22 protein-coding genes and 1 tRNA gene are annotated in these 23,113 nt (G+C 69.2%); 11 read left to right on the top strand and 12 right to left on the bottom strand.

The window, feature by feature from the left end:
• Nucleotides 1-64 precede the first annotated feature (64 nt).
• Entirely contained in the window at nucleotides 65-544 is a 480-nt protein-coding gene (locus ACKTSN_RS27410) for a GNAT family N-acetyltransferase (protein ID WP_409471539.1), read from the top strand.
• A 554-nt stretch (nucleotides 545-1,098) separates the two neighbouring features.
• Here ACKTSN_RS27410 and ACKTSN_RS27405 read toward each other — a convergent pair.
• A complete protein-coding gene (locus ACKTSN_RS27405; protein ID WP_409471538.1) occupies nucleotides 1,099-1,488 on the bottom strand; it encodes a hypothetical protein in 390 nt (129 codons plus the stop codon).
• Between the two features lie 433 nt (nucleotides 1,489-1,921).
• On the opposite strand from ACKTSN_RS27405, the gene ACKTSN_RS27400 reads away from it, so the two are divergent.
• The gene (locus tag ACKTSN_RS27400) at nucleotides 1,922-2,401 is read left to right on the top strand and encodes a hypothetical protein (RefSeq protein WP_409471537.1); all 480 of its coding nucleotides are present in this window, start codon (nucleotides 1,922-1,924) and stop codon (nucleotides 2,399-2,401) included.
• Complete coding sequence (locus tag ACKTSN_RS27395) at nucleotides 2,398-2,757, top strand: hypothetical protein (RefSeq protein WP_409471536.1); 360 nt, start codon at nucleotides 2,398-2,400, stop codon at nucleotides 2,755-2,757. Before ACKTSN_RS27400 ends, ACKTSN_RS27395 begins: the two co-directional genes overlap by 4 nt.
• 69 nt (nucleotides 2,758-2,826) lie before the next feature.
• Here ACKTSN_RS27395 and ACKTSN_RS27390 read toward each other — a convergent pair whose 3' ends face one another.
• Together ACKTSN_RS27390 and ACKTSN_RS27385 are read right to left on the bottom strand one after the other, a co-directional pair.
• A complete protein-coding gene (locus ACKTSN_RS27390; RefSeq protein WP_409474930.1) occupies nucleotides 2,827-3,627 on the bottom strand; it encodes a methyltransferase type 11 in 801 nt (266 codons plus the stop codon).
• Nucleotides 3,628-3,762: 135 nt separating this feature from the next.
• On the bottom strand, nucleotides 3,763-4,416 hold the full coding sequence (locus ACKTSN_RS27385; protein WP_409471535.1) for a TetR/AcrR family transcriptional regulator: 654 nt from the start codon (nucleotides 4,414-4,416) through the stop codon (nucleotides 3,763-3,765).
• Between the two features lie 154 nt (nucleotides 4,417-4,570).
• On the opposite strand from ACKTSN_RS27385, the gene abc-f reads away from it, so the two are divergent.
• The 4 genes from abc-f to ACKTSN_RS27365 all read left to right on the top strand — a co-directional run bounded on the left by abc-f (nucleotide 4,571) and on the right by ACKTSN_RS27365 (nucleotide 8,689).
• Nucleotides 4,571-6,196 carry a ribosomal protection-like ABC-F family protein gene (gene abc-f / locus ACKTSN_RS27380; RefSeq protein WP_409471534.1) on the top strand — a complete coding sequence of 542 codons (1,626 nt, stop codon included), beginning with the start codon at nucleotides 4,571-4,573 and terminating at the stop codon, nucleotides 6,194-6,196.
• Between the two features lie 49 nt (nucleotides 6,197-6,245).
• Complete coding sequence (locus ACKTSN_RS27375) at nucleotides 6,246-6,899, top strand: CatB-related O-acetyltransferase (protein WP_409471533.1); 654 nt, start codon at nucleotides 6,246-6,248, stop codon at nucleotides 6,897-6,899.
• A gap of 62 nt (nucleotides 6,900-6,961) precedes the next feature.
• Nucleotides 6,962-8,158 carry a macrolide family glycosyltransferase gene (locus tag ACKTSN_RS27370; protein ID WP_409471532.1) on the top strand — a complete coding sequence of 399 codons (1,197 nt, stop codon included), beginning with the start codon at nucleotides 6,962-6,964 and terminating at the stop codon, nucleotides 8,156-8,158.
• 201 nt (nucleotides 8,159-8,359) lie between these two features.
• Nucleotides 8,360-8,689 carry a hypothetical protein gene (locus ACKTSN_RS27365; RefSeq protein WP_409471531.1) on the top strand — a complete coding sequence of 110 codons (330 nt, stop codon included), beginning with the start codon at nucleotides 8,360-8,362 and terminating at the stop codon, nucleotides 8,687-8,689.
• 57 nt (nucleotides 8,690-8,746) lie between these two features.
• Here ACKTSN_RS27365 and ACKTSN_RS27360 read toward each other — a convergent pair whose 3' ends face one another.
• Nucleotides 8,747-9,862, bottom strand: a complete 1,116-nt coding sequence (locus tag ACKTSN_RS27360; RefSeq protein WP_409471530.1) for a trypsin-like serine peptidase — start codon at nucleotides 9,860-9,862, stop codon at nucleotides 8,747-8,749.
• Between the two features lie 314 nt (nucleotides 9,863-10,176).
• On the opposite strand from ACKTSN_RS27360, the gene ACKTSN_RS27355 reads away from it, so the two are divergent.
• Together ACKTSN_RS27355 and ACKTSN_RS27350 are read left to right on the top strand one after the other, a co-directional pair.
• The gene (locus tag ACKTSN_RS27355) at nucleotides 10,177-10,509 is read left to right on the top strand and encodes a transposase (protein WP_409471529.1); all 333 of its coding nucleotides are present in this window, start codon (nucleotides 10,177-10,179) and stop codon (nucleotides 10,507-10,509) included.
• Nucleotides 10,497-11,417 carry an IS3 family transposase gene (locus tag ACKTSN_RS27350; protein ID WP_409471528.1) on the top strand — a complete coding sequence of 307 codons (921 nt, stop codon included), beginning with the start codon at nucleotides 10,497-10,499 and terminating at the stop codon, nucleotides 11,415-11,417. Before ACKTSN_RS27355 ends, ACKTSN_RS27350 begins: the two co-directional genes overlap by 13 nt.
• Before the next feature lie 547 nt (nucleotides 11,418-11,964).
• On the opposite strand, the gene ACKTSN_RS27345 is transcribed toward ACKTSN_RS27350, so the two are convergent.
• From ACKTSN_RS27345 to galU, 7 genes are all read right to left on the bottom strand, one after another.
• Nucleotides 11,965-12,038 (bottom strand) — tRNA-Ala (locus ACKTSN_RS27345).
• Between the two features lie 71 nt (nucleotides 12,039-12,109).
• Nucleotides 12,110-13,387: a divisome protein SepX/GlpR gene (gene sepX / locus ACKTSN_RS27340; protein WP_409471527.1), complete on the bottom strand. Its 1,278-nt coding sequence runs from the start codon at nucleotides 13,385-13,387 to the stop codon at nucleotides 12,110-12,112.
• Between the two features lie 184 nt (nucleotides 13,388-13,571).
• Nucleotides 13,572-14,240 carry a GNAT family N-acetyltransferase gene (locus ACKTSN_RS27335; protein ID WP_409471526.1) on the bottom strand — a complete coding sequence of 223 codons (669 nt, stop codon included), beginning with the start codon at nucleotides 14,238-14,240 and terminating at the stop codon, nucleotides 13,572-13,574.
• Between the two features lie 26 nt (nucleotides 14,241-14,266).
• The gene (locus tag ACKTSN_RS27330) at nucleotides 14,267-14,803 is read right to left on the bottom strand and encodes a MogA/MoaB family molybdenum cofactor biosynthesis protein (protein WP_409471525.1); all 537 of its coding nucleotides are present in this window, start codon (nucleotides 14,801-14,803) and stop codon (nucleotides 14,267-14,269) included.
• Entirely contained in the window at nucleotides 14,800-15,312 is a 513-nt protein-coding gene (gene moaC / locus ACKTSN_RS27325; protein ID WP_224733605.1) for a cyclic pyranopterin monophosphate synthase MoaC, read from the bottom strand. The genes ACKTSN_RS27330 and moaC overlap by 4 nt, the downstream gene beginning before the upstream one ends.
• An 83-nt stretch (nucleotides 15,313-15,395) precedes the next feature.
• Nucleotides 15,396-16,718 carry a molybdotransferase-like divisome protein Glp gene (gene glp, locus ACKTSN_RS27320; RefSeq protein WP_409471524.1) on the bottom strand — a complete coding sequence of 441 codons (1,323 nt, stop codon included), beginning with the start codon at nucleotides 16,716-16,718 and terminating at the stop codon, nucleotides 15,396-15,398.
• 5 nt (nucleotides 16,719-16,723) lie between these two features.
• On the bottom strand, nucleotides 16,724-17,626 hold the full coding sequence (galU, locus tag ACKTSN_RS27315; RefSeq protein WP_409471523.1) for a UTP--glucose-1-phosphate uridylyltransferase GalU: 903 nt from the start codon (nucleotides 17,624-17,626) through the stop codon (nucleotides 16,724-16,726).
• Nucleotides 17,627-17,720: 94 nt separating this feature from the next.
• On the opposite strand from galU, the gene ACKTSN_RS27310 reads away from it, so the two are divergent.
• The gene (locus tag ACKTSN_RS27310; protein WP_409471522.1) at nucleotides 17,721-18,344 is read left to right on the top strand and encodes a 5-formyltetrahydrofolate cyclo-ligase; all 624 of its coding nucleotides are present in this window, start codon (nucleotides 17,721-17,723) and stop codon (nucleotides 18,342-18,344) included.
• Between the two features lie 69 nt (nucleotides 18,345-18,413).
• Here ACKTSN_RS27310 and ACKTSN_RS27305 read toward each other — a convergent pair whose 3' ends face one another.
• Complete coding sequence (locus ACKTSN_RS27305) at nucleotides 18,414-21,194, bottom strand: penicillin acylase family protein (RefSeq protein WP_409471521.1); 2,781 nt, start codon at nucleotides 21,192-21,194, stop codon at nucleotides 18,414-18,416.
• 186 nt (nucleotides 21,195-21,380) lie between these two features.
• On the opposite strand from ACKTSN_RS27305, the gene ACKTSN_RS27300 reads away from it, so the two are divergent.
• Nucleotides 21,381-22,910: a potassium/proton antiporter gene (locus ACKTSN_RS27300; protein ID WP_409474929.1), complete on the top strand. Its 1,530-nt coding sequence runs from the start codon at nucleotides 21,381-21,383 to the stop codon at nucleotides 22,908-22,910.
• Nucleotides 22,911-23,113 lie beyond the last annotated feature (203 nt).

Below are 23,113 nucleotides of genomic sequence, written 5' to 3'. Positions count from 1 at the left end.
GCACGATACCGGCACACTGGACGAAGTCCGGATTCGATTATCGCATAGATGTACGATGCCCAGCATGAATATACGTCGCGTCTCCTTCGAGCACCCCGACGCCGTCAAGCTCAACGACGAGGTCCAGGCCGAGTACCACGAGCGCTACGGCGACGGCGGCGACGCCACCCCCCTCGACCCGTCGGACTTCGCGCCGCCGAACGGCGTGTACCTGATCGCCTACGACGAGAGCGACCGCCCCGTCGCCACCGGCGGCTGGCGCAGCCAGGACAAGAACGGCGAGGGCAACGAGGACGGCGACGCCGAGCTCAAGCGGATGTTCGTGATCAGGGAGCTGCGCGGCCGCGGCCTGGCCCGGCGCATGCTCACCACCCTGGAGGACGACGCCCGCGCGGCCGGCCGCGTCCGCATGGTCCTGGAGACCGGCACAGAGCAGCCGGAGGCCATCGCCCTGTACACATCCAGCGGCTACGAGCCGTGCACCAAGTTCGGCTACTACCGCTTCCACGAGGCCAGCCGCTGCTTCGCGAAGCCCCTCGCCTGACCCGGCATCAGCCGGGCAGGGGGCAGGCAACAAAAAGAAGTCCGCCCGATCAACCGATCGGGCGGACTTCCCTCAACCGACTCCGAGTTTCCCCGGGGCAGTTGTTGCGGTGGACCTGAGGGGATTTGAACCCCTGGCCCCTCGATGCGAACTACGGGCGGGGTGGTTGCCGAGGTCTGCCGAGCTGGCTGATTGGCTCCCAGGGTGCGTTGAAGGTCGGCTACGGTCACCGTGGTTGCTGTACTCCGCTGCTGTACAGCACGGCCGCCGACCACCGCTTTGCAAGTTCGATCGGGGTAGGTGCCGACTGCTGGACCACCGCGCTCACCGTGCGGCACCTTCTCCATCGGGCAGCGTCGTGATCCGCTCGCGTCCGCCGTCGGTCAGATGTGGATGTCATCGACTGCCCCACACACCGCGCGTACGAAACTACACGCACGGCTCCGGAGGGCCTTCGGCCCCAGACGTCTGCGCAGGTCAAAACCCCTGCGATTGATCAACGGGCTCGCGAAGTGGGCCATGACCACCGGGACCCACTTCGCGAAGCGCACCAGCTAGGGCTCGATAGTGATGATGGTTTCGGCGGCTTTGTTCGGATTCGACTTGCAGGCGAAGTAGATGCGTTCGGTGGTTCCGCGTTTGGCATGTTCGTTTATGTGGGTTATGCCGACGAGCGTTCCGGAGGGGTGCTCTCCGGTGGTGTCAAGCTTGAGCTCCGTGATCCCGATGGGGGATCTCGCTGTAGTCTCGCCGCCGATGAGCGCGCCCTCGGCAAGCCCACCCTCGCTGGGGTTCTCGCAGTTGCGCAAGGTCAGGATGACGGTTTCGCCGGGCTTTGCGGTCTTGGGGTCGACGGTGCCGATGGGTTCGACGGCCATCGCAGCAGGGGCCGACAATCCCAGCACGATGCACCCTGCGACGGCGACAGCGGGTATTCGAAGCATGGTTGCCTCCTTCAGGCGCAATCTGCGGGATCCCCGAATGGATGACCGAACCCCGTCCCTTCCGACCGTAGGAACGCAAGGCGTGCGCCGCGTTGTCGATTAGCCCAAACGAGGGAACGACTCGGGCGATCGGCCCCTCGCAGCGAGCTTGCGCGCCTGACCGTTGGCGGCGGCGGATCTGGTATCGGTGGCGGCTCCTGTGGCCTACCGATGGGGCTGCTGCCAGGGGGGTTCACGAGTGCTGATGACGTGCGGCGACAAGAGGCCCTGAAGATCGTTCCCCGTGTTGACGAAGATCGTTCCCCAGCCGCCAGGGAAACGGAACCAGTCGCCGCCGTTCGGCCGCTCGTGAGGTGTGCGTGACCGGTCCGCTGCTCTGTGCCCCTCTTCTGGGTGATGGCGCCGGGGCGAGTTTCGAAGTAGTTTCAAAGTTATGAGCATCGAGAGCGCCGCCGTGAACTTCTCCGAGCTGGTGAACAAGAACAAGCAGACGCTTGCCCGGCTCCAGGAATCGCCGAGACTGCTCCTTCACCGCAGAGACGGCGAGGATCTGGTCCTCACCACCGCGGCGCGGGCCGAGCAGGACCGGACGGTGGTGTCGGCCGCCACCCGGATGCTGGCCGCGATGGCCCGCCGGGAGCCCGGCAGCATGGAACTGCTCCTCGACATACTGCCGGACGCCTTCCCGTGGGTCCGTTTCCTGCCCGAGCCCGAGCTCCACGCCTTCGCCGTCGAACTGGTCGACACCATGCGTGCCGCCGACTCAATCGGCAACAGCGCGTCCGTCGCCCAGTTGCTCATCGCCTGGCAGCACACCGCCGAGGTCTACTCCGACCCTGAACTGCTCGCCGCGCTGACCCAGGACCACGGCGAAGACTACGGCCCGGTACCGGACCCGCGGGGCACCGCATGACCGCGGGTCGCGGCGACCGCGCCGCGCCCCCGGCACCCGACGGCCACTGGGAAGTCCGCTTCGCCGACGCGGCCTCGGCCAAGGGCTGGGAGAGCCTCGCCCAGCAGGCCCGCGAGAACACCTACCGCGCCTGGATCACCATGCGCAGCGCCCCCAGACCGGCCACTGAGACACCCCGGCACCACCGCCTCAAGGGCGGTCTGGCGCACGGAACCCACCGCGGGCAGACCTGCGAGCAATGGCAGATCGAGGTGACCGGCGGCGGCCGCATCTGGTACCTCCTGGACACCGCCCGCGACACCTGCTGGATCACCTTCGCGGGCACCGGGCACCCGCGAGCCACAGACCGCCGCTGAGCCAACACAGCTTGGTGGTCGGCGGAACGGGACGGCGCGAATCGACCGCCCCGTTCCGTCCTTGGTCGTTCAACGTGGCCGGTACACCGATACAACGAAGGAAGCAGTCGCCTGGAAGGGTGTTCCCAGTAAGGCGATCCGCCGGCGCAGTACATCGGCGTTGATGTGGCGGGCAGTGGGGCCCATGGAGGACAGGGCCTCGATGTCCTGGGCGGTCAGGACCATGACGTACTCCAGCGCTTCGGTCTGATCGCGCTGGAAACCCGTGGAGAGCGTGCGGCGAAGGCGCTCTTCCTTGGCTGGGTCGACCGACAGCAGGCCGAGATGCCGCTGGAGTTCGCCGAGGTGCTGTGGTGAAGGGGTGACGGTCAGCAGGACGCCGTTCGGCTGGAGGGTGCGGTGGAACTCGGGGCCGTTGCGGGGTGCGAAGACGTTGAGCACGAAGTCAACGGCGTGGCTCCGTATCGGAAACGGTTGCCAGATGTCCCAGCTGGCGGCTCCTGCGCGGGCGTGGGACCGGGCTGCCCTGCGGAGAGCGTACGGGGATGTGTCCAGCCCGAGGCCGACGGCTGTGGGAAGAGTGTTCAGGACGGCAGCGAGGTAGTAGCCGGTGCCGACCCCGGCGTCCAGGACGGTGCTGTCGGGCGGGCAAAGCGCCGCGGTGAGACGGGCAAGAGTACGCGCGAGCGGTGCGTAGTGGCCGGTCTGCAGGAAGAGGGTGCGGGCCTGGACCATGGAGGCAGTGTCCACGCCGGTGGAACGCCGGTTGCCGGCCAGGAGGCTGGCATAGTCCTGCCGGGCGATATTGAAGGAATGTCGGCTGGGGCACCGCAGCGCCTGGCCTGGAGGCTTGAGGCGGTCGTGGCACAGCCGGCACCGGATGCAGCCCCTGCGTCCCGCTTCTTGGTGAATACGACCAGGCCCCGTCCATTGGCGCCCGGTCTCCGGACTGACCCCGAGCCGCCGCGCTGCCCGATCAGCGCTGCAGCCCGGGCAGGCCGACCGTCAGGATTCTTCGCCCTGCGCAGGGCGGGTGAACGCTCCGGCGGCAGCGGCCAGGGTTGCTGTGGTGGCGGCGTGACCGGGCAACTGCGGATCAGGAGCGGTCCGCAGGAGTACTAGCTGGTGGTAGAGCGGTGCGGTGGCGGCGATCAGCAGACGCCGCGCGTCCGTGTGCGGCGGGAGTTCACCGCGATCGATGGCGCGCTCGACGAGGGCCTCGCAGCGCGCGTACCGGTCCTCCCACAGCTGATGCTGGGCGTGGGCGGCTTGCGCGGAGCGGAACGAGGCGGCCATCAGGGCTTCGGGGACCGACGGTTGTGCGACCAAGGACTCCTGGATCTCGTCATTGAGGGCTGTCAGATCGCCGCGCAGGGAGCCTGTGTTCGGGGGCTGCCAGTCGTCCTCGCCGGCGGCGTCAAGGACGTCGGCGAGCAAGCCACCGACGTCCTGCCAGCGCCGGTAGACCGTGGCGCGGTGCACGCCGGCGCGGGCCGCCACGCCCTCCATCGTGAGCCCCTCGTAACCGTGTTCACCGAGTTCGGCGCGCACCGCGTCGAGTACTTGGGCTCGGATGCGGGCGGTGCGGCCGCCCGGTCGGCGGTCGGGCGGTGCGGTGGGGCGGGCAAGTTCCGGCGGGTTGTCCGGTGGGTCTGTCATCGGGAATCCGGTTGCTCGGCGGGACTAGATCATGACAGCATCTTAAAGTAACAGCTGTCGCACTAGTGGAGTTGCCGATGCTCTTCCGAAGCGTTCTTCCGGCCTTGCGGTCCCAGGCGACCGTTCCGTCCCTGACAGCTTCGGAGTTGCTCGTATGTCCACACAGATCACCGCGCTCGCAGTCAGCAAGTCCTTCGACGGCAGGCCCGTTCTCGACTCGGTGACCTGCTCGCTCGCGAAGGGTGAGTGCACCGGGATCGTCGGCGAGAACGGGTCCGGCAAGACCACCCTGCTGCGGCTGCTCGCCAAGCGGGAGCGCCCCGACCAGGGGGAGATCATCCTGCAGGCCGACGGTGGCGTCGGCTACCTCGCCCAGGACGGGGGCCTGCCAGCGGATGTGACGGCCCAGCAGGTCATCGACCAGGCACTGGGCGATCTTCGTGCGACCGAAACGCGGATGCGCCGCCTGGAGGCAGCGATGGCCGACGGTGACGAGTCGGCGCTCGACGCGTACGGCGAGGCCGTCTCGGCCTTCGAGCTGCGCGGCGGCCACGACGCCGATGCCCGGCTGGAACGCGCTCTGCACGGCCTCGGCCTGAGGCAGGTGGGCCGTGCCTCGACTATGGGCAGTCTCTCCGGCGGCGAACAGGTCCGGCTGCGTCTGGCGGCGGTGCTGGCAGCTGCCCCGGAGGTGCTGCTGCTGGACGAGCCGACCAACCATCTGGACGAGGCCGCCCTGGCATGGCTGGAGGAGCACCTGCACAGTCGGCGGGGCACCACAGTGGTTGTTTCCCACGATCGGGGCTTCCTCGAACACGTCGCTACAAGCCTGCTGGAGGTGGACGGGGACCGACGCAGCGTCGTCCGGTACGGCAACGGCTACGCCGGCTACCTCGCGGAGAAGGCGGCGGCGCGGCGGCGCTGGGCCCAGCACCACGACCGGTGGCGTGCCGAGGTCGACCGAGTGCGCGCCTCGGCTTCGGGTACCGCCCGCCGGGTGGCCCCCGGCCATGCGATGAAGGACGGCAACAAACTGGCCTACAACCAGGCCGGTGCCCGTGTGCAGCAGTCCCTGGCCAGCCGCGTCCGCAACGCCGAGGAACGGCTGCGCCGCCTGCAGGCCGACCCGGTCCCGGCCCCGCCGGAGCCTCTGAACTTCTCGCCTGCGCTGCGCGCCGGACAGCTGCACGGCGCCGTGCTCGACGCCGTCGGGGTCGCCGTCGCCGTCGCCGGCAGACTCGACCCGATCGATCTGACAGTCCGGGCGGGCGAGCGCCTGCTGGTCACGGGCGAGAACGGCGCGGGCAAGAGCACCCTACTGCGCGTCCTAGCCGGCGATCTGGCCCCCGGCCGCGGGCACGTCAACAGGCGCGGCCGGATCGGGCACCTCCCGCAGGACCCGGACCCCGGTTCGGCGGATGAGACCCTCCTCGCCGCCTACGCCCGTGGGCGGGCGGGGGAAGCCGACGACCACGCCGAACGGCTTCTGGCCCTCGGGCTGTTCGACCGGTCCCGGCTGGCGGTGCCAGTCACGCGGCTCTCCACCGGCCAGCGGCAGCGGCTCGCCTTGGCGCGGTTGGTCAGCCGGCCTACGGACATCCTGCTGCTCGACGAGCCCACCAACCACCTGTCTCCAGCCCTTGCCGAGGAACTGGAGACCGCCTTGGCCAGTTTCGCCGGCACCGTCGTCCTCGTCAGCCACGACCGGTTGCTTCGGCGGCGCTGGAGAGGAACCCACCTGGCGCTGCACGCCGCCCGAGTGCCCGTGATCAGAGGCTGAGGGTTCCTGTCCGACCCCAACGCCCGTTCCAGAGAGGAATCGACTCACGATGCCGGCTGCTCCCGCCGACCCCACCGTCCTGCACCCCATGCCCGAACAGCAGCGGGTGGTGCTGCTCAAGCCGCTGGTGAAGTCCCCGCTGATCGAAGTCGGCGAGTACTCCTACTACGACGACCCAAATGACCCGACTGCGTTCGAGACGCGCAACGTCCTCTACCACTACGGCCCTGAGAGACTCGTCATCGGTAAATTCTGCGCGCTGGGCACCGGAACACGGTTCATCATGAACGGCGCCAACCACCGTATGGACGGCCCCTCGACCTTCCCCTTCCCCACCATGGGCGGCTCCTGGGCCGACCACTTCGACCTGCTCACCAACCTGCCCAGCCGGGGCGACACCGTAGTCGGCAACGACGTCTGGTTCGGCCACAGCGCGACGGTCATGCCCGGCGTTCGGATCGGCCACGGCGCGATCATCGCCTCCGGTGCCGTGGTCACAGGCGACGTACCCGACTACGGCATTGTCGGCGGCAACCCTGCCCGGCTCATCCGCACCCGCTACGACGCCGAGGACATCGCCCGCCTCCTCGCCGTCGCCTGGTGGGACTGGCCCGCGGATCACATCACCGAGCACGTACGGACGATCATGTCGGGATCGGTCGCCGAGCTGGCGGCAGCCGCCCCGCGCACTCGTCATCCGTGACACCGACGGATGCACCTCGATCCCGCCCATGCCCACCCCGCACCCGAAACGAGTGATCGCCCATGTCCCGTCGCCGTGCCCACATCGCGATGGTCGGCATCCCCGCCGTCAGCCACGTCCTGCCCAGCCTAGAGATCATTCGCGAGCTGGTGGCCCGCGGCCACCGGGTCACCTACGCCAACGACCCAGCCGTGGCCGACCGGATCGCGGACACCGGCGCCGAACTGGTGCCCTGCACCTCCGTGCTGCCGGTTGCCGACAACAACTGGCCCGACGGCCCCATCGCCGCGGCGAACCTTTTCCTCGACGACGCCGTCCAGGCACTCCCTCAGCTGCGCGCCGCCTACGACCACGACCCGGCGGACCTGTACCTGTACGACATCGGCGCCTACGCCGCGCGCGCCCTCGCCGAATCGCAGGGCCGGCCCCTCATGCAGCTGTCCCCGACGTTCGTGGCCTGGGACGGCTATGAAGAGGAGATCGCGGCGCACCTGCGGAAGTTGCCGGGTGCCGACGTGTACCGGGCGAGGTTCGCACACTGGCTCGCCGACTGCGGGGCGACCACCACGGACGTGGACGCCTTCTCCGGTCCTCCCGCACGGGCCCTGGCCCTGATCTCTCGGGCGATGCAGCCGTACGCCGACAAGGTCGACACCGACTCGGTGACCTTTGTCGGGCCCTGCTTCGACGCACGTGCGGACGCGGACAGCTGGACACGGCCGGCGGACGCGGAGAACGTACTGTTGATCTCCCTGGGCTCGGCGTACACGCGCCAACCGGAGTTCTACCGCAAGTGCGTCGCGGCGTACGGAAACCTGCCCGGCTGGCACATCGTGCTCCAGATCGGCAAGTACACCAACCCGCACGAAATCGGCGACATCCCACCCAACGTCGAGGTGCATTCCTGGGTCCCGCAGAGGGCGATCCTGGAGCAGGCGGACGCCTTCGTCACCCACGCCGGAATGGGCGGCTGCGGCGAAGGACTCCTTGCGGGCGTCCCGATGATCGCCGTGCCGCAGGGCGCCGAACAGTTCGTGAACGCGAACCGGCTCGTGGAGCTGGGCGTCGCCCGCCGCATCGACACCCCGGACGCCAGTGCTGAGACCCTGAGAGCGGCCCTGAACGAACTGGTCACCGACACGGAAGTCGCCCGCCGATCGGCACAGTTGCGCGCCGACGCCCGGGCCGAGGGCGGCACCCTGCGCGCCGCCGACCTCATTGAGAACATGCTGGCCATCGCTGACGGACCGGCGGGCTGACTGGTGCTGTAGCTGCAAGCAACGGGTCTTACGGCGCTGCGCGGGACGACACCGCGAACGAGCTGGGTCAGCTTCTGAAGACACTGGCTGCCGGGCAGCGGCCAGCAGCAGCGGATGAGCGCTGACGTGCTCGAAAGCCAGCTGACCGATACCGGTACGCTCCTTCGTCACAGCCAGATTGGTATGGAGGAGGGAAATGGGATGGGGCGTAAGACGTGGTTGTCCATAGCAGCAGCCTTCTTGGTGGGCGCAGGGAGCGCGGCGACGGCATACGGGCTGGCCGGAGCATCGTCGGGGGTGACGGTCGCCAGCCAGCCGCCGGCTGATCAGGTCCCCCGCACACGGCAGGCCCTGGTCGCCCAGTGGGAGAAGGAGCTTGCCAAGGCAGACCTCAAGCTCCCCGAAGGCTGGGAGAAGATGTCGACGGACCAGATCCGCGCCCAGTACATCATCCAGAGACGGCACAACGCAGGCCCGCTCCCCACCGGCCCGGACTACGACCCCGGCTTCCACAACAACCCCTACGGCTGACACAACAAGCGGGCCCCAGCCGAATCCGGCCGGGGCCCGCTTGTTTGCGCCCTGCTGCTAGCTGAGCGCGCCCACCGCGTTGATCACCTCGATCGCGTTGTCCGCGTGCGCCGAGCTGTACAGGATCGGCACCGTCGTGGTGTTCGGGTCGTCGCCCTCACCGTGCGAGTTGGTGCCGACGATCTGACCCTCCGGAGTGGCCATCGGACCGCCCGAAGCACCGTGGCCCATGTCGCAGTCGAACTTCAGCCGCTCATCGATGAAGAGGTACGGGTTGGCGTCCTCGGCGTTGCCCGTGCAGTAGAACTGCGTGTAGCCGTCCATGTCGGTGCGCTGGTAGCCCTCGCCCGGGAAGCCGGAGTTGATGATGTCCGACCAGTCGGGGCCGGAGCCGAAGTTGTAGCCCAGGGCCCCCACCGTGTCGGTCAGGTTCGTGTACTCGGGCGGCGCGGTGACCGTGAAGGCCGCCATGTCGGCCCAGAGCACGTCTCCGTCAGCAGTCCACGAGGTGGGTGCGACCTTCCCCTTGGCAGCCCACTCGCCCCACGGGGCGTCGTAGCCCTTGGGGTCCAGTTCGTTCTTCTTGAAGCCGGGGATGAACAGGATGTCCTGGTAGAAGCCTTCCGCGCCGGTCCCGTCCCCGGGGTGGATGCAGTGCCCGGCGGTCCACACGGTGTTGTTGTTGGCGGTGACGATGGACGACCCGCTACAGCCGTGATCCTTCCCCTCCTTGTCGGTGAACAGGATCTTCCCGACCACGACGGCGGGCTGAGACTGCGGGAAGGGCACCGGCTGGGCGTACGGCATCTCCGGCACACTCGTGGCGGAGGCCGTGGACAAAGACGTGAGCGTCTTGCTGGAAACCGCGGTCCTGGACTGCGCCGGCAGGACCTGCTTGACGGGCGCCCGGCCCTCGCTCCTGGTCCCGGCTGCGGCCCTCTTGCTGAAAGCGGCCTGGTCCTTCTTCTCGTTGGCAAGGGCACGGCTGACGCGCTCGGCGGTCCAGTACTCCCGCACCTTCTGCGGGTCGTCCGTCTGCTCGCCGACGGTCAGCTTCGGCGTGGGCTCCGGCGTCTTGGCCTGCGCGACACCGGCGGAAACGAGGGTGGCGGGAAGGAGCGCTATGGACAGCAGGGCGGCTGCAGTTGCTCGTCCGGTCGTGCGTAAGTTCACAGTCGGCCTATCCGGTCGGGAGGTTGATCTTGATCCGAGAGTGAAGCACGTCGATGAGGAGGGTCAGTGAAGCGCGTGTGAGGGATTCCCCTGGTTCAAGAGCTGGTTGAGGACGGTCTCGCAGCGCTCTTCGCAGTCTGCGCCACCCTGATCTCCGGGGCGACGACCGCGCTCGCAGGCCGTCCGTCTCGCCGCGGCCCTGCGGCTGGCACTGTCGGCCGTGCCGGCCTCCATTCGGTCCGCGGTCCGCGAGTACCTCGACGTGAGGTTCCCCTCCTACTGTGGAGACCGTGACCGGAGGGATAGTTGGGGTCATGGCATCCAGGAAGCGCATCTACGACACTGAGTTCCGCGAGGGAGCGGTACGGATCGTGACGGAGACCGGGAAACCGATTCCGGAGGTGGCTGAGGATCTGGGCATCCGCCCGGGGACGTTGCACAGCTGGGTGTCGCGGGCGCGGCGCACCGGGTCGCCCTCGTCGGACCGGCCGGTGGCCGAGCCGTCGCCCGGCGGTCGTGTGCGGGAGAGGGAGCGCGCTGAGCTGGAGCGGCTGCGGACCGAGGCCAGGGAGAAGGACAAGCGCATCCGCGAGCTGGAGAGGGAGCGTGATGTGTGCAAGCGATTCGTGGCCTTGTGGGTGAAGTAGCTGAGGCGGACCCGGCCGTCGCGGTCGGGGTGATCAGCAGCTGCAAGGCCGAGCAGAAGATTCCGTACCGCACCGCCTGCCGGGTGCTGGGGGTGTCCGAGTCGTGGTTCTACAAGTGGCGGGATCGTCCGCCGACAGCGCGTGAGGCGCGCCGACAGCAGCCGGCCGAGGAGATCGAGGAGATCTTCCACGGCTCGGGCGGCACCTACGGCTCGCCGAAGGTGTTCATCGAGCTGGCGCGCAGAGGCTGGCGAGTATCGGTGAACACGGTCGCGAAGGTCATGGCCGAACTCGGGCTGGCCGGACGGAAGGTGCGCCGCCGCCGGTCGCTGACGAGGCCGGGCAAGCGGCCGGCCGCCCCGGACTTCGTGCGCCGGGACTTCACCGCCGAGGAGCCCGATCTCGTCTGGGCGGGCGATCTCACCGAGATCGAACCCGGCGAGGGCAAGCTGTACTTGGCGACGGTCATCGACCTGTTCTCCCGCCGCCTGCTCGGCTGTGCGATGGCCGAGCGGCACGACGCCGACCTGGTCGTCGCGTCCCTGAACACAGCCGCGGCCACCCGCGGCGGCGACGTGCGCGACGTGATCATGCACACGGACAGGGGCAGCGAGTACTGCTCGCGGCGGTTCAGGCGGGCCCGCCGAAAGCTCGGCATGGTCCAGTCCATGGGCAGAGTCGGATCGTGCTTCGACAACGCCGTGAGCGAGGCGTTCAACAGCGTCCTCAAAGTCGAGTACGTACACCGCCACACTTTCCGCACCCGCACCGAGGCACGCATCAAGATCGCCACCTGGATCACCGACTTCTACAACGCCAGGCGGCTACACAGCGTGTGCGGGTTCAAGAGCCCGATCGACTACGAACGTGACTACCGAGCCACCCTCGCCGAGGGACTGGCCGCATAGATCGTCTCCACGCTGCGAGGGGATTGACACATCAACCGGCGTCTCATCCACGAAGAGACCAAGACCGAAGCATCAACGGCCACACTCCCACTCCCCCAGATCTGCGTCACCGCCCTCCAGCTCCGCCGGAAGGAACAGGAGTTGGCCAAGCAGGCGGCCGGTGAGCTGTGGACGTCCTCCGATTTCGTGTTCACCACCCGCTACGGAACTCCGATCAAACCTCGCAACTTCAACCGACAGTTCGCGGCCCGGTCGGTCAAAGCCAGGCGTCCGCCGCATCCGTCTCCACGACACCCGGCACACGTGCGGCTCACTCCTCGCCGCTCTCGATGTCCACCCGCGCGTCGCGATGCAGATCCTCCGGCACAGCAAGATCGCCGTCACGATGGAGGTGTACACGCACGTCCCGTCAGAGGCCACCCGCCGGGCACTGCGAAAGCTCGGCAAGCACCTCGGCCAGCAAGATTGGAAGTAGTTGCTGTACTTCGCTGCTGTACGGCATGCAAGAGCCCCCGCCGGCGATCACCGACAGGGGCTCTATGCTGCGTGGACCTGAGGGGATTTGAACCCCTGGCCCCCTCGATGCGAACGAGGTGCGCTACCGGACTGCGCCACAGGCCCTTGCAACGAGTGAAACTTTAGCACCCCGATCGGCCTGCTCGGAAATCCGTTGCCGTGAGGGCCGAGGTGCTCTACTCGTTGGCCGCCCGCGGTCGCTCCCCGTCCTCGTACTGGTCGAACAGGGGCGTACGCCCGCGTTCCCGTGCCCGGCGGGCCGAGGCCGCGCGCCGGGCGTCGCTGCGGTCGTCACCGTCCGTACGGTCCGCCGCCTCGTCCGGCTCCGCCGTCTCCACGCCTTCCGGGGAGGCCGTGGAGGAGGCCCCGTCCCCGGCCTCCTGGTCCCGCGCGACGGAACTCGACCGCGCCGAACTCCACGCGTCCGGTGCCCCCAGATCGACATCGGGCGTGGCCCGCGGAGCGACCGGCGCCGTCACATACGTCGGCAGTGGCACCGGCACCGGCTCCCAGCTCTCGCCCCGGCCCGGCCCGCGCTGCCGCTCCCGCTGCTGGTCGACCCACTCGGCGTGATCGGTCTGCTCGACGAGCGCCCGCCGGTCCGCCGCAAGCGCCGACAGCCCGGGGTCGGCCTCCGGCTCGGGTCCCTCGTCGGGGTCGCCGGCGTCGATCTCGGCGGCCGCCTGCCGACGGGGCTGGCGTGCCCGCTCGCGCAGGTGCTGCGCTGCGACCTCCGCCCGGCGGCGGTCCATCTGGTAGGTGAAGCGGCGGCGCTCCTGGGTGCGCAGATACGCGATGTACACGCTGAGCAGCACTGCGGGCACACCGGGCGCCCACAGGAAGGCGAGCCCGCCCACGGCCGCGACGATCGCGCCGAGCGTGAACGCGAAGAAGAGCACCACTGTCGTACGTCGGCGGCGCGCGAGCACCTTCGAGCGCTGGGCGCGCGCCGCGGCCGCCTCCGCGGCGGGCGCGCGACGGGCGGACGGCACTCGGTTGCCCGTCGGCGCCGAGGCGCCCTCGCGCGCGGACGCGGCGCCGGATGTGTGCGCGGACGCGTCACCGGGCTTCCACGCGGGCGCACTTTCCGGCTCCCGCACGGACGCGCCTGCGGGCTCGCGCGCCGGTTGTGTCTGCTCCGTGCCCTGCGCCTGGACCGTCGCCTGCGTCCGGGGCCTGGTCGGAGACACAGCGAAGGCCCGGACGTCCACCGAGTCGGTGACGGCGTCCGGGTCGCCGGGGTCGGGCTCCCCCTCATCGGCGGAGCGCGCCTGCAGGTCCTTGGCGTATCGACGCTCCATGGCCGCCCGTCCGGACAACAACCGGATGGCGGTGCTGAAGCGCTCCGTCGGACGGGCCTCGTTCAGCTCGTCCTGCCTACGGAGCCACATGGGCACCAAGTAGGCGGCCCAGGCCCCGACAATGACTGCGTAGATGAGGCCGCTGCTGCTCACGCCTCACACGGTAGAGGGGTTTGCGTGAGGCCATCTGCCAATTGAGCCGGTGTGTCGCACGATCTGGCTGATATTTCGAGCTTTTTTTGTGAGCGATGCGATCAGTAGGTCACCGAGGTCGCGAATTCAACGCCCCGGAGTGGTCACCGTCCGATCATTTTCGAACGTTTATTCAATTCCGGGGTTACGCGTGATTGCCCGGGGCGTTCTGTGGGTTCCACGGCAGGCTCTGCGGGTTGCGCGGCGTGCTCTGCCCGTTCTCGCCCGTGCTCCGCAGCCGGTTCCGCCGCCAGCGGCTCAGCAGTCCGTCGGGCACTTCTTCCGCGGTGAGGGCGAAGACGAGGTGGTCGCGCCAGGCTCCGTCGATGTGGAGATAACGGGGCCTGAGGCCCTCCTCGCGGAATCCGAGTTTCTCCACGACGCGGCGGCTGGGTGCGTTCTCGGGGCGAATGCAGACCTCGATGCGGTGGAGCCCGACGGTCCGGAAACAGTGGTCCACGGCGAGCGCCACAGCCGTCGGCATCACACCGCGTCCGGCCACGGACTCGTCCACCCAGTAACCGATGTGCCCCGAGCACATCGAACCCCAGGTGATCCCGGCCACCGTCAACTGCCCGGCCAGCCGCCCCTGGTACTCGATGACGAACGGCAGCATCCGGCCCGCGTTCGCCTCGGAGCGCAGATGGCGCACCATCTGGCGGTAGGTCGGCCGGTGCGCGGTCGGCCCGCCGGGCGCGGGCGGCGGAATGGTCGCCTCCCAGGGGCGCAGCCAGTCGCGGTTGCGCCGGTTGACCTCACGCCAGGCCCGCTGGTCGCGCAGCCTTATCGGCCGGAGGACGACATCGCCCTCCACCAGTTCGACGGGCCAGGATGGGCTGTTCAGCTCGCACCCCCACTGCTGGGTCTGGGGTGATCGCCGCCGCGCAGCTGGTCGACGGCGTGGGTCAGAAGGGGCTCCAGGACGGCCAGTCCGTCCCGCACCCCGCCGGAGGAGCCCGGCAGGTTGACGATCAGTGTCCGCCCCGCGACCCCGGCCAGCCCCCGGGAGAGCGCGGCGGTCGGCACCTTCTCCCGTCCGAACGCACGGATGGCCTCGGCAATCCCCGGCACCTCGTGGTCGAGCACCGCGCGGGTCGCCTCGGGCGTGCGGTCGGTGGGCGAGATGCCGGTGCCGCCGGTGGTGACGATCACGTCGTACCCGGCGTCGACACCGGCGCGCAGGGCGGCCTCCACGGGGTCCCCGTCGGGGACGACCTGCGGTCCGTCGACCGCGAACCCGAAGCCTTTGAGGCCCTCGGCGATCAGCGGGCCGCCCTTGTCCTCGTACAGGCCGGCGGCAGCCCTGTTGGAGGCGGTGACCACAAGTGCGCTGTACGGCGCGAGCAGTGCGCCGCCGGCCGACGCGTCATGTGTCATGCCCGGCTCCAGTCGCCCGACTTGCCGCCCGTCTTCTCCTCCACCCGTACGTCCGTGATGACCGCTCCCTTGTCGACCGCCTTGACCATGTCGATCACGGTGAGCGCGGCGACGGAGACCGCGGTGAGGGCCTCCATCTCGACGCCCGTGCGGTCCGTCGTCTTCACCGTGGCCAGGATCTCCACGGCGTCGTCCGCGACCGACAGGTCCAGTGTCACACCCGACACCGACAACGGGTGGCACAGCGGGATCAGGTCCGGGGTGCGCTTGGCGCCCATGATGCCCGCGATCCGCGCGGTGGCCAGGGCGTCGCCCTTGGGTACGCCTTCGCCGCGCAGCAGCTCGATCACACGGGGCGAGACGAGGACGCGTCCGCTCGCGCGCGCGGTGCGCGCGGTGACGTCCTTGTCCGACACGTCGACCATGCGGGCGGCCCCCGCGTCGTCGATGTGCGTCAGTCGGTCCTGCACAGGGGGTCCGGGGGTCTCCCCCCGGGAAGGCACGGTCATGGTGTGGCGCTCCCGGTCCGGGCCCGTCGCGGTGCGGCGCACGGGCCTGCTGTGCGCGACACGGTACCGCCAACCTGGGGCGCTCAGCCGAGCAGGACCACCTCGACCTCGGTGCCCGGCGCGACGGACTCGACGTCCTCGGGGATCACGATCAGCGCGTCGGCGTGCGCGAGGGCGGCCACCAGGTGGGAGCCGGCACCGCCGACAGGGGTCACCTCGCCGTCGGCGTACGTACCGCGCAGGAACTGCCGGCGGCCCTTCGGCGAGGTCAGCGCCTTGTCCGCGGTCAGGGTCGCCCGGGTCCTGGGCCGGTGGACGTCCTCCAGCCCCATGAGGGTGCGGATTGCGGGGCGGACGAACAGTTCGAAGGAGACGTACGACGACACCGGGTTGCCGGGGAGGGCCAGCAGCGGGGTGTGGTCGGGGCCGATGGAGCCGAAGCCCTGCGGCTTGCCGGGCTGCATGGCGAGCTTGCGGAACTCGATGCCGCTGCCCGGTTCGTCCTCGTCGGCGACGTGCGACAGCGCCTCCTTGACGACGTCGTACGCTCCGACGCTGACGCCGCCGGTGGTGACCATGAGGTCGGCGCGGACGAGCTGGTCCTCGATGGTGGTGCGCAGGGTCTCGGCGTCGTCGGCGACGGCGCCCACGCGGTAGGCGATGGCGCCGGCGTCACGGGCGGCCGCGGTGAGGGCGAAGCTGTTGGAGTCGTAGATCTGGCCGCTGCCCAGTTCCTCGTCGGGCTGGACGAGTTCGCTGCCGGTGGACAGCACGACCACGCGCGGGCGCGGGCGTACGCGTACCGTGCCGCGGCCGATGGCGGCGAGCAGGGCGATCTGCGGCGGGCCGAGGATGGTGCCGGCCTCCAGGGCGCGGTCGCCGGCCTTCACGTCGCTGCCCTTCGCGCGTACGTGCGCGCGTGCCTCGGCCGGCCGGTGCACGCGCACGTGCCCGGTGGCGCCCTCGGGGGCGAGGCTGCGGGCCCGCATCCCGGTGACGGGTCCCTCGCCGAGGCCGCCGTCGGTCCACTCGACGGGGACCACCGTCTCGGCGCCGGGTGGGAGTGGGGCGCCGGTCATGATGCGGGCGGCCTGGCCGGGACCCACCTGGAGCAGGTCCGCCTGGCCGGCCGCGACGTCCCCGATGACCTCGAGGACGGCCGGGAACTCCTCGCTCGCGTCCGCGACATCCCCGACCCGCACCGCGTACCCGTCCATGGAGCTGTTGTCGAACGGCGGCAGGGAGACCGGCACCGTGACGTCCTCGACCAGGACGCAGCCCTGGGCGTCGAGGAGTTGCAGCTCGATGGGTTCGAGGGGGCGGACGGTCTCGAGGATGTCCTCCAGGTGTTCGTCCACCGACCACAGGTGGTCCTGGCCGGTGGCGCGGGGCGCGGTGGTGCTCAAGGTGGCTACATCTCCTCGGTGACGTAACTGCGAAGCCAGGTCCGGAAGTCCGGGCCCAGGTCTTCACGTTCGCACGCGAGTCGGACAATGGCACGCAGGAAGTCGCCGCGGTCGCCGGTGTCGTAGCGGCGGCCCTTGAAGACGACGCCGTGCACGGGGCCGCCGACCTTTTCGTCCTGGGCGAGCAGCTGGAGGGCGTCGGTGATCTGGATCTCGCCGCCGCGGCCGGGCTCGGTCTTGCGCAGGACGTCGAAGATGCGCGGGTCGAGGACGTACCGGCCGATGATCGCGTAGTTGGAGGGGGCGTCGGCCGGGTCCGGCTTCTCCACCAGGTCGCCGACCTTGACGACGTCGCTGTCCTCGGTGGTCTCCACGGCCGCGCATCCGTAGAGGTGGATCTGCTCGGGCGCGACCTCCATGAGCGCGATGACACTGCCGCCGCGCTGCTCCTGGACCTCGATCATCCGCTTGAGGAGCGGGTCGCGCGGGTCGATCAGGTCGTCGCCGAGGAGCACGGCGAACGGCTCGTTGCCCACGTGCGGGGCCGCGCACAGGACGGCGTGGCCCAGTCCCCTGGGGTCGCCCTGGCGCACGTAGTGCATCGTCGCGAGGTCGCTGGACTCCTGGACCTTGGCGAGTCGCTCGGCGTCCCCCTTCTTCTCCAGGGCGGACTCGAGCTCGTAGTTGCGGTCGAAGTGGTCCTCAAGGGGGCGCTTGTTGCGGCCTGTGATCATGAGAACGTCGTCGAGACCGGCGGACACGGCCTCCTCGACCACATACTGGATCGCAGGCTTGTCGACAACCGGCAGCATCTCCTTGGGAGTGGCCTTGGTGGCCGGCAGAAAGCGGGTGCCGAGGCCTGCTGCGGGAATGACGGCCTTGCTGATCCTGAGGTGCGACTGAGTCATGCCCGCAACCATATCCGGTGCCTTTGTGCGGAATCTGTAGCTCCGGTTAATTGGCCCTCATATGAGTACTTTGAAGACGGTACGGGAGCGACTCATGAGTCACATCGGACGCGCGGCCGAGCCTGACAAGCGAACGTTGCGGCGAGAAATCCTCGCAGTGAGAGGCAGGTTGCCTGCGGATGACGTACAGGCGGCCTCGGCCGCGTTGGCCCGGCGTGCGCTGGATCTGCCCGAACTGGCGCAGGCAGGCACCGTGGCGGCGTACGTCTCCGTGGGGAGCGAACCCGGAACGCTCGCCCTGCTCGACACACTGTACGCCCGGGGCGCACGCGTCCTGCTTCCGGCTCTTTTGCCCGACAACGACCTGGATTGGGGCGCATACGCCGGGGAGGGTTCCCTCGCGCGCGTCCAACACGGCGGGAAAATGACCCTTTTGGAGCCCATCGGCGAGCGCCTCGGACCGGACGCGGTGACCGCCGCCGACGTCGTGCTGCTGCCGGGGCTCGCGGTCGATGCGCGCGGGATGCGTCTGGGGCGCGGCGGAGGCTCGTACGACCGCGTGCTCGCGCGCCTGGAGGACGCGGGCGCCCGGCCGGCGCTGGTGGTACTCCTGTACGACTCCGAGCTCGTCGAGCGCGTCCCCGCGGAGGCGCACGACCGGCCGGTGCACGCGGTGGTGACGCCGTCGGGGGTCCGCCGCTTCACCGGCGACTCGTAGCACTCGTAAGGCGAAAGGGCCCTCCACGCGCGCGTGGAGGGCCCTTGGCGTCGCTCGCCCGTCAGCGGCTCACGGCTTCAGTACGAGCGTGTCGCTGGTGCTCCTGTCGACCGCCTGCCTGGAGAAGGACCAGTCCAGCAGCTCGCCCTTGGCCCACTTGCTCGTCTGGTCGGTGTAGTGGGCGTTGTAGGCGTGCCCCGAGGCTCCGGTGAGGTTGATCCACTTCGACTTGTCGAGGTCGTCGAGGTTGACCACCATCCGCATCGACGGCACCCAGACGACGCCGTAGCCGCCGGCGGCGTTCCAGCCGCTCGCGTTGACGGTCGCCTCGCCGCCACTGAGCTTCCAGGGGCCGCGGTTGAGGGCGTACTGCAGGAAGCCGGGGCCGTCGTTGCCGAGGGTCTGGTTCTTCAGGAACAGACGGTGCAGCCGGCCCCAGCTCCAGGTGTCGATGTCCTTGCCGAGCTTGGCGGTCAGCTCCCAGCGGGCGTCGATCATGGCGCGCTTGAACAGATCGTCGCGGTTGCGGTCCGCTCCCTCGCGGGCGCCCGACGCGGGCGTCGTCCACCAGTCGCTGTTCTCGTCGTCCATGAGGTTGCGTACCACCTCGAACCAGCGGTCGCCGCCGTCCGGCTGCGCCTGGTCGGCGTCGCGCGCCCCGCATTCGCGCACCCGGCGCTCCTCGTCCACGGGACCGGTGGTGTCGACCGGCTCGACCCACAGGCACTGGCCCTTCACGCGCAGCTCCTTGGGCAGCTTGTGGCCGAACGCGAGCTTGAGGACGTTGCGCCAGACCGAGTTGAAGTAGGCGGCCGCCGCGGAGTCGGCGTCCTGGGTGTAGTCCCAGCCCTCGAGCAGCTTCTGCGCCTCGCGGACGTCCTTGTCACCGACGTCGATCTTCAGCAGCTGCGGCACCAGCAGCTTGGCGATCTCGCTGGAGTTGTCCAGCTGCATCTGGCGCATGTCCTCGGTGGAGACCTTGCCGCCGCCCTTGATCTTGGACTCGATCAGGTCGGCGATCCGCTGGCTGCGGGCGCCGTAGCTCCAGTCCGTGGTGAGCGTGTAGGGGTAGTCCTTGTCCACGACGGCCTGGTTGGCGGTCACGATGTAGCCGCGCTCCGGGTTGTACTCGTAGGGCAGCTCGTCCTGGTCGATATAGCCGGTCCAGTCGTACTTGGCGTCCCAGCCCGGCGCCGGGATCGAGCCGTCGTGGCCCTGCGCGCGTGTGGGGATCTTTCCGGGCAGGGTGTAGCCGATGTTGTCCTGGGTGTCGGCGTAGACGAGGTTCTGCGAGGGCACGTCGAACAGGGCGGCCGCCGCGCGGAACTCGTCCCAGTCGGCCGCCTTGTTCATCGCGAAGACGGCATCCATGGAGGTGCCCGGTTCCAGCGCGGTCCACCGCAGGGTGATGCCGTAGCCGTCGCCGCGGTCGGGTGCGGCGGTGTCGACGGTGGCCTTCTTGCCGACCTTCACGAGCTCGTCGTCCCGGTCGGACAGCAGGGGGCCGTTGTGGGTCTCCCGGACGACGATCTTCTTCGAGGTGCCGCCGGCGACCTTGATGGTCTCCTCGCGGGAGTCGAAGGGCTTCACCTTGCCGTCGTACAGGTAGCCGTCGCCGGTGAGCTTCTCCAGGTAGAGGTCGGTGACGTCGGCGCCGGAGTTGGTCATGCCCCAGGAGATGTCCTGGTTGTGGCCGATTATCACGCCGGGCATGCCCGCGAAGGTGTAGCCGGAGACGTCGTACTGGCACTTGTCGGAGACCGTGCGGCAGTGCAGGCCCATCTGGTACCAGACGGACGGCAGGGAGGCCGACAGGTGCGGGTCGTTGGCCAGCAGCGGCTTGCTGGTGATCGTGTGCGCTCCGTCGATGACCCACGAGTTGGAGCCGATGCCGTTGCCGTTCACGCCGACGGCCGTCGGGACGTCCTCCAGGACCTCGTAGAGGCCCGACAGCTGGCTCTGCAGCGCCGACGAGGCGGAGGAGGACGTCGACGTCCCGCTCGCGGGAGTACCGGTGCCACTGACGGCCGTGCCGTCCGTGGAGGTGCCGTCTGCGTCATCGGCCCCCTCGAACGTCCCGTTGAGCTCGTCGTACTGGCCCTGCTGGACGATCACCTGGTTCCGGCTGTACGGGTACTGCGGGTACAGCTCGGCGATCTGCTGGGGGCCGAGACGGCTGGTCATCAGGGAGCGGTCGATCTCGTCCTGCATGTTGCCGCGCAGGTCCCAGGCCATCGCCTTCAGCCAGGAGACCGAGTCGACCGGGGTCCACTGCTGCGGCTTGTAGTCGTTGGTGAAGCCGAGGGCCGCGTACTCCAGGGAGATGTCCTCGCCTTCCTTGCCCTTCAGGTAGGCGTTTACTCCCTTGGCGTACGCCTGCAGGTACTTCTTCGTGGCGGCGGACAGCTTGGTGTCGTACTCCTCCTTCGCCACCCGGTCCCAGCCCAGGGTGCGCAGGAACTCGTCGTTGTCGACCTGGTCCTTGCCGAACATCTCCGACAGACGCCCGGAGGTCATGTGACGGCGTACGTCCATCTCGTAGAACCGGTCCTGCGCCTGGACGTAGCCCTGCGCCATGAAAAGGTCCTCGTCGGAGGAGGCGTAGATCTGCGGGATGCCATGGCCGTCCCGCTTGACGTCGACGGGGCCGGACAGGCCGTCCAGCGTGATCGAGCCCTTCGTCTGCGGGAAGGAGGCGCGGACGGTGCTGATGGACCAGTACGCCCCGCCCGCGACGCCGCCGACGACGGCCAGCACCAGCACGAGCACGATAAGACGGGCTTTGCGCCCCTTCTTCCTGCCGGACTTGCCGGGCTGCTGACCCGTTGGAGCGGTGGTGTTGGGGGGCATCGCTGTCCTTGCTGTCCTAACGCGAGCGGCAGGTCGGGCTGTGACTTTGAATGAACGCTGGAGCAACCATAGGCGCAGGGCCCGACGGGCCTTGACGCGGACTGGGGAACCAGCACGGACGGACGTTCGATCTTGCCCTGGCAAGCGTCAAGAAATCGTCAAGAGTTAGGTAAGGTAACAAAGTAACTGCACCAGGGAAGGGAACGGCCGCTGAGTATCCACGACCTCAATGAGCTCCTGCTCGTCTGCTCGATCGTCCTGCTCGCCGCCGTGGCCGCGGTCCGGATCTCCTCACGCAGCGGGCTCCCCAGCCTGCTCGTCTACCTGGGCATCGGCGTCCTCATGGGCGAGGACGGGATCGGCGGCATCCACTTCGACAACGCCGAGCTGACCCAGGTCATCGGGTACGCAGCCCTGGTGGTGATCCTGGCCGAGGGCGGTCTGGGCACGAAGTGGAAGGAGATCAAGCCGGCCCTGCCGGCCGCGACCTCACTGGCTCTGGCCGGGGTCGCCGTGAGCGTCGGAATCACAGCTGCGGCCGCGCACTATCTGGTCGGACTGGAGTGGCGTCAGGCGCTCATCATCGGGGCGGTCGTCTCCTCCACGGACGCGGCGGCAGTGTTTTCCGTATTGCGGAAAATCCCGCTCCCCCCGCGCGTGACGGGCACACTGGAGGCCGAGTCCGGCTTCAACGACGCTCCCGTCGTCATCCTGGTGGTCTCCTTCTCCGCCGCCGGCCCGATCGAGCACTGGTACGTGCTGATCGGCGAGATAGCGCTGGAGCTGACCATCGGCGCGGCCATCGGCCTCGCGGTGGGCTGGCTGGGCACGTGGACGCTGCGGCACGTGGCCCTCCCGGCCTCCGGTCTCTATCCGATCGCCGTCATGGCCATCGCGGTCGCGGCCTACGCGGCGGGCGCGCTGGCGCACGGCAGCGGCTTCCTCGCCGTCTACCTCGCCGCCATGGTGATGGGCAACGCACGGCTCCCGCACTGGCCCGCCACGCGCGGGTTCGCCGACGGGCTCGGCTGGATCGCCCAGATCGGCATGTTCGTCCTGCTCGGCCTGCTGGTCACCCCGCACGAACTGGGCGACGACATCGTGCCCGCGCTCGTCATCGGGCTCGTGCTGACCATGGTGGCCCGCCCGCTGAGCGTCGTGTTCTGCCTGCTGCCGTTCCGGGTGCCGTGGCAGGAGCAGACCCTCATGTCCTGGGCCGGACTGCGCGGCGCCGTGCCCATCATCCTGGCGACGATTCCCGTGGTGAGCGACGTCGAGGGCAGCGACCGGATCTTCAACATCGTCTTCGTCCTGGTCGTCGTCTACACCTTGATCCAGGGGCCGACGCTGCCCTGGGTCGCCCGCAAGCTCCGCCTGGGCGACAGGTCCGCGGCCGCCGACCTCGGCATCGAATCGGCGCCCCTGGAGCGACTGCGTGGGCATCTGCTCTCCGTGACGATCCCCGCCGAGTCGAAGATGCACGGAGTCGAGATCAGCGAGCTGAGGCTGCCCGCCGGGGCCGCGGTCACCCTCGTCGTGCGCGAGGGCAAGTCCTTCGTGCCCCTGCCCACGACGGTGCTGCGGCGCGGCGACGAGCTCCTCGTGGTGGCCACGGATCCGGTCCGGGACGCGGCAGAGCGGCGACTGCGCGCGGTGGGCCGCGGCGGCAAGCTGGCCGGGTGGCTGGGCCTGAACGGCGGCGGAGCGGAGCGTTAAGGGTGTGTTTCACACAGTTCACACCACGGCCAATCACAGTCGAACAGCCCCATGGTGCTCGTTTTCACAGGTACACCAGGTGTGATCCCTGTACGATAAAGGCACCCTGATCGAACCAACTCTGCCTGACGCAGAGCTGGCGCGACCGTATGGCGGCCGGGACGCCCCCCTCAGTGGGCGCCGGTATCTACCGCAGTTCCGCG

This window comes from Streptomyces flavusporus, from assembly GCF_046267975.1.
Classification (GTDB): Bacteria; Actinomycetota; Actinomycetes; order Streptomycetales; family Streptomycetaceae; genus Streptomyces; species Streptomyces flavusporus.
This window is presented reverse-complemented; position numbering and strand designations above follow the sequence as displayed.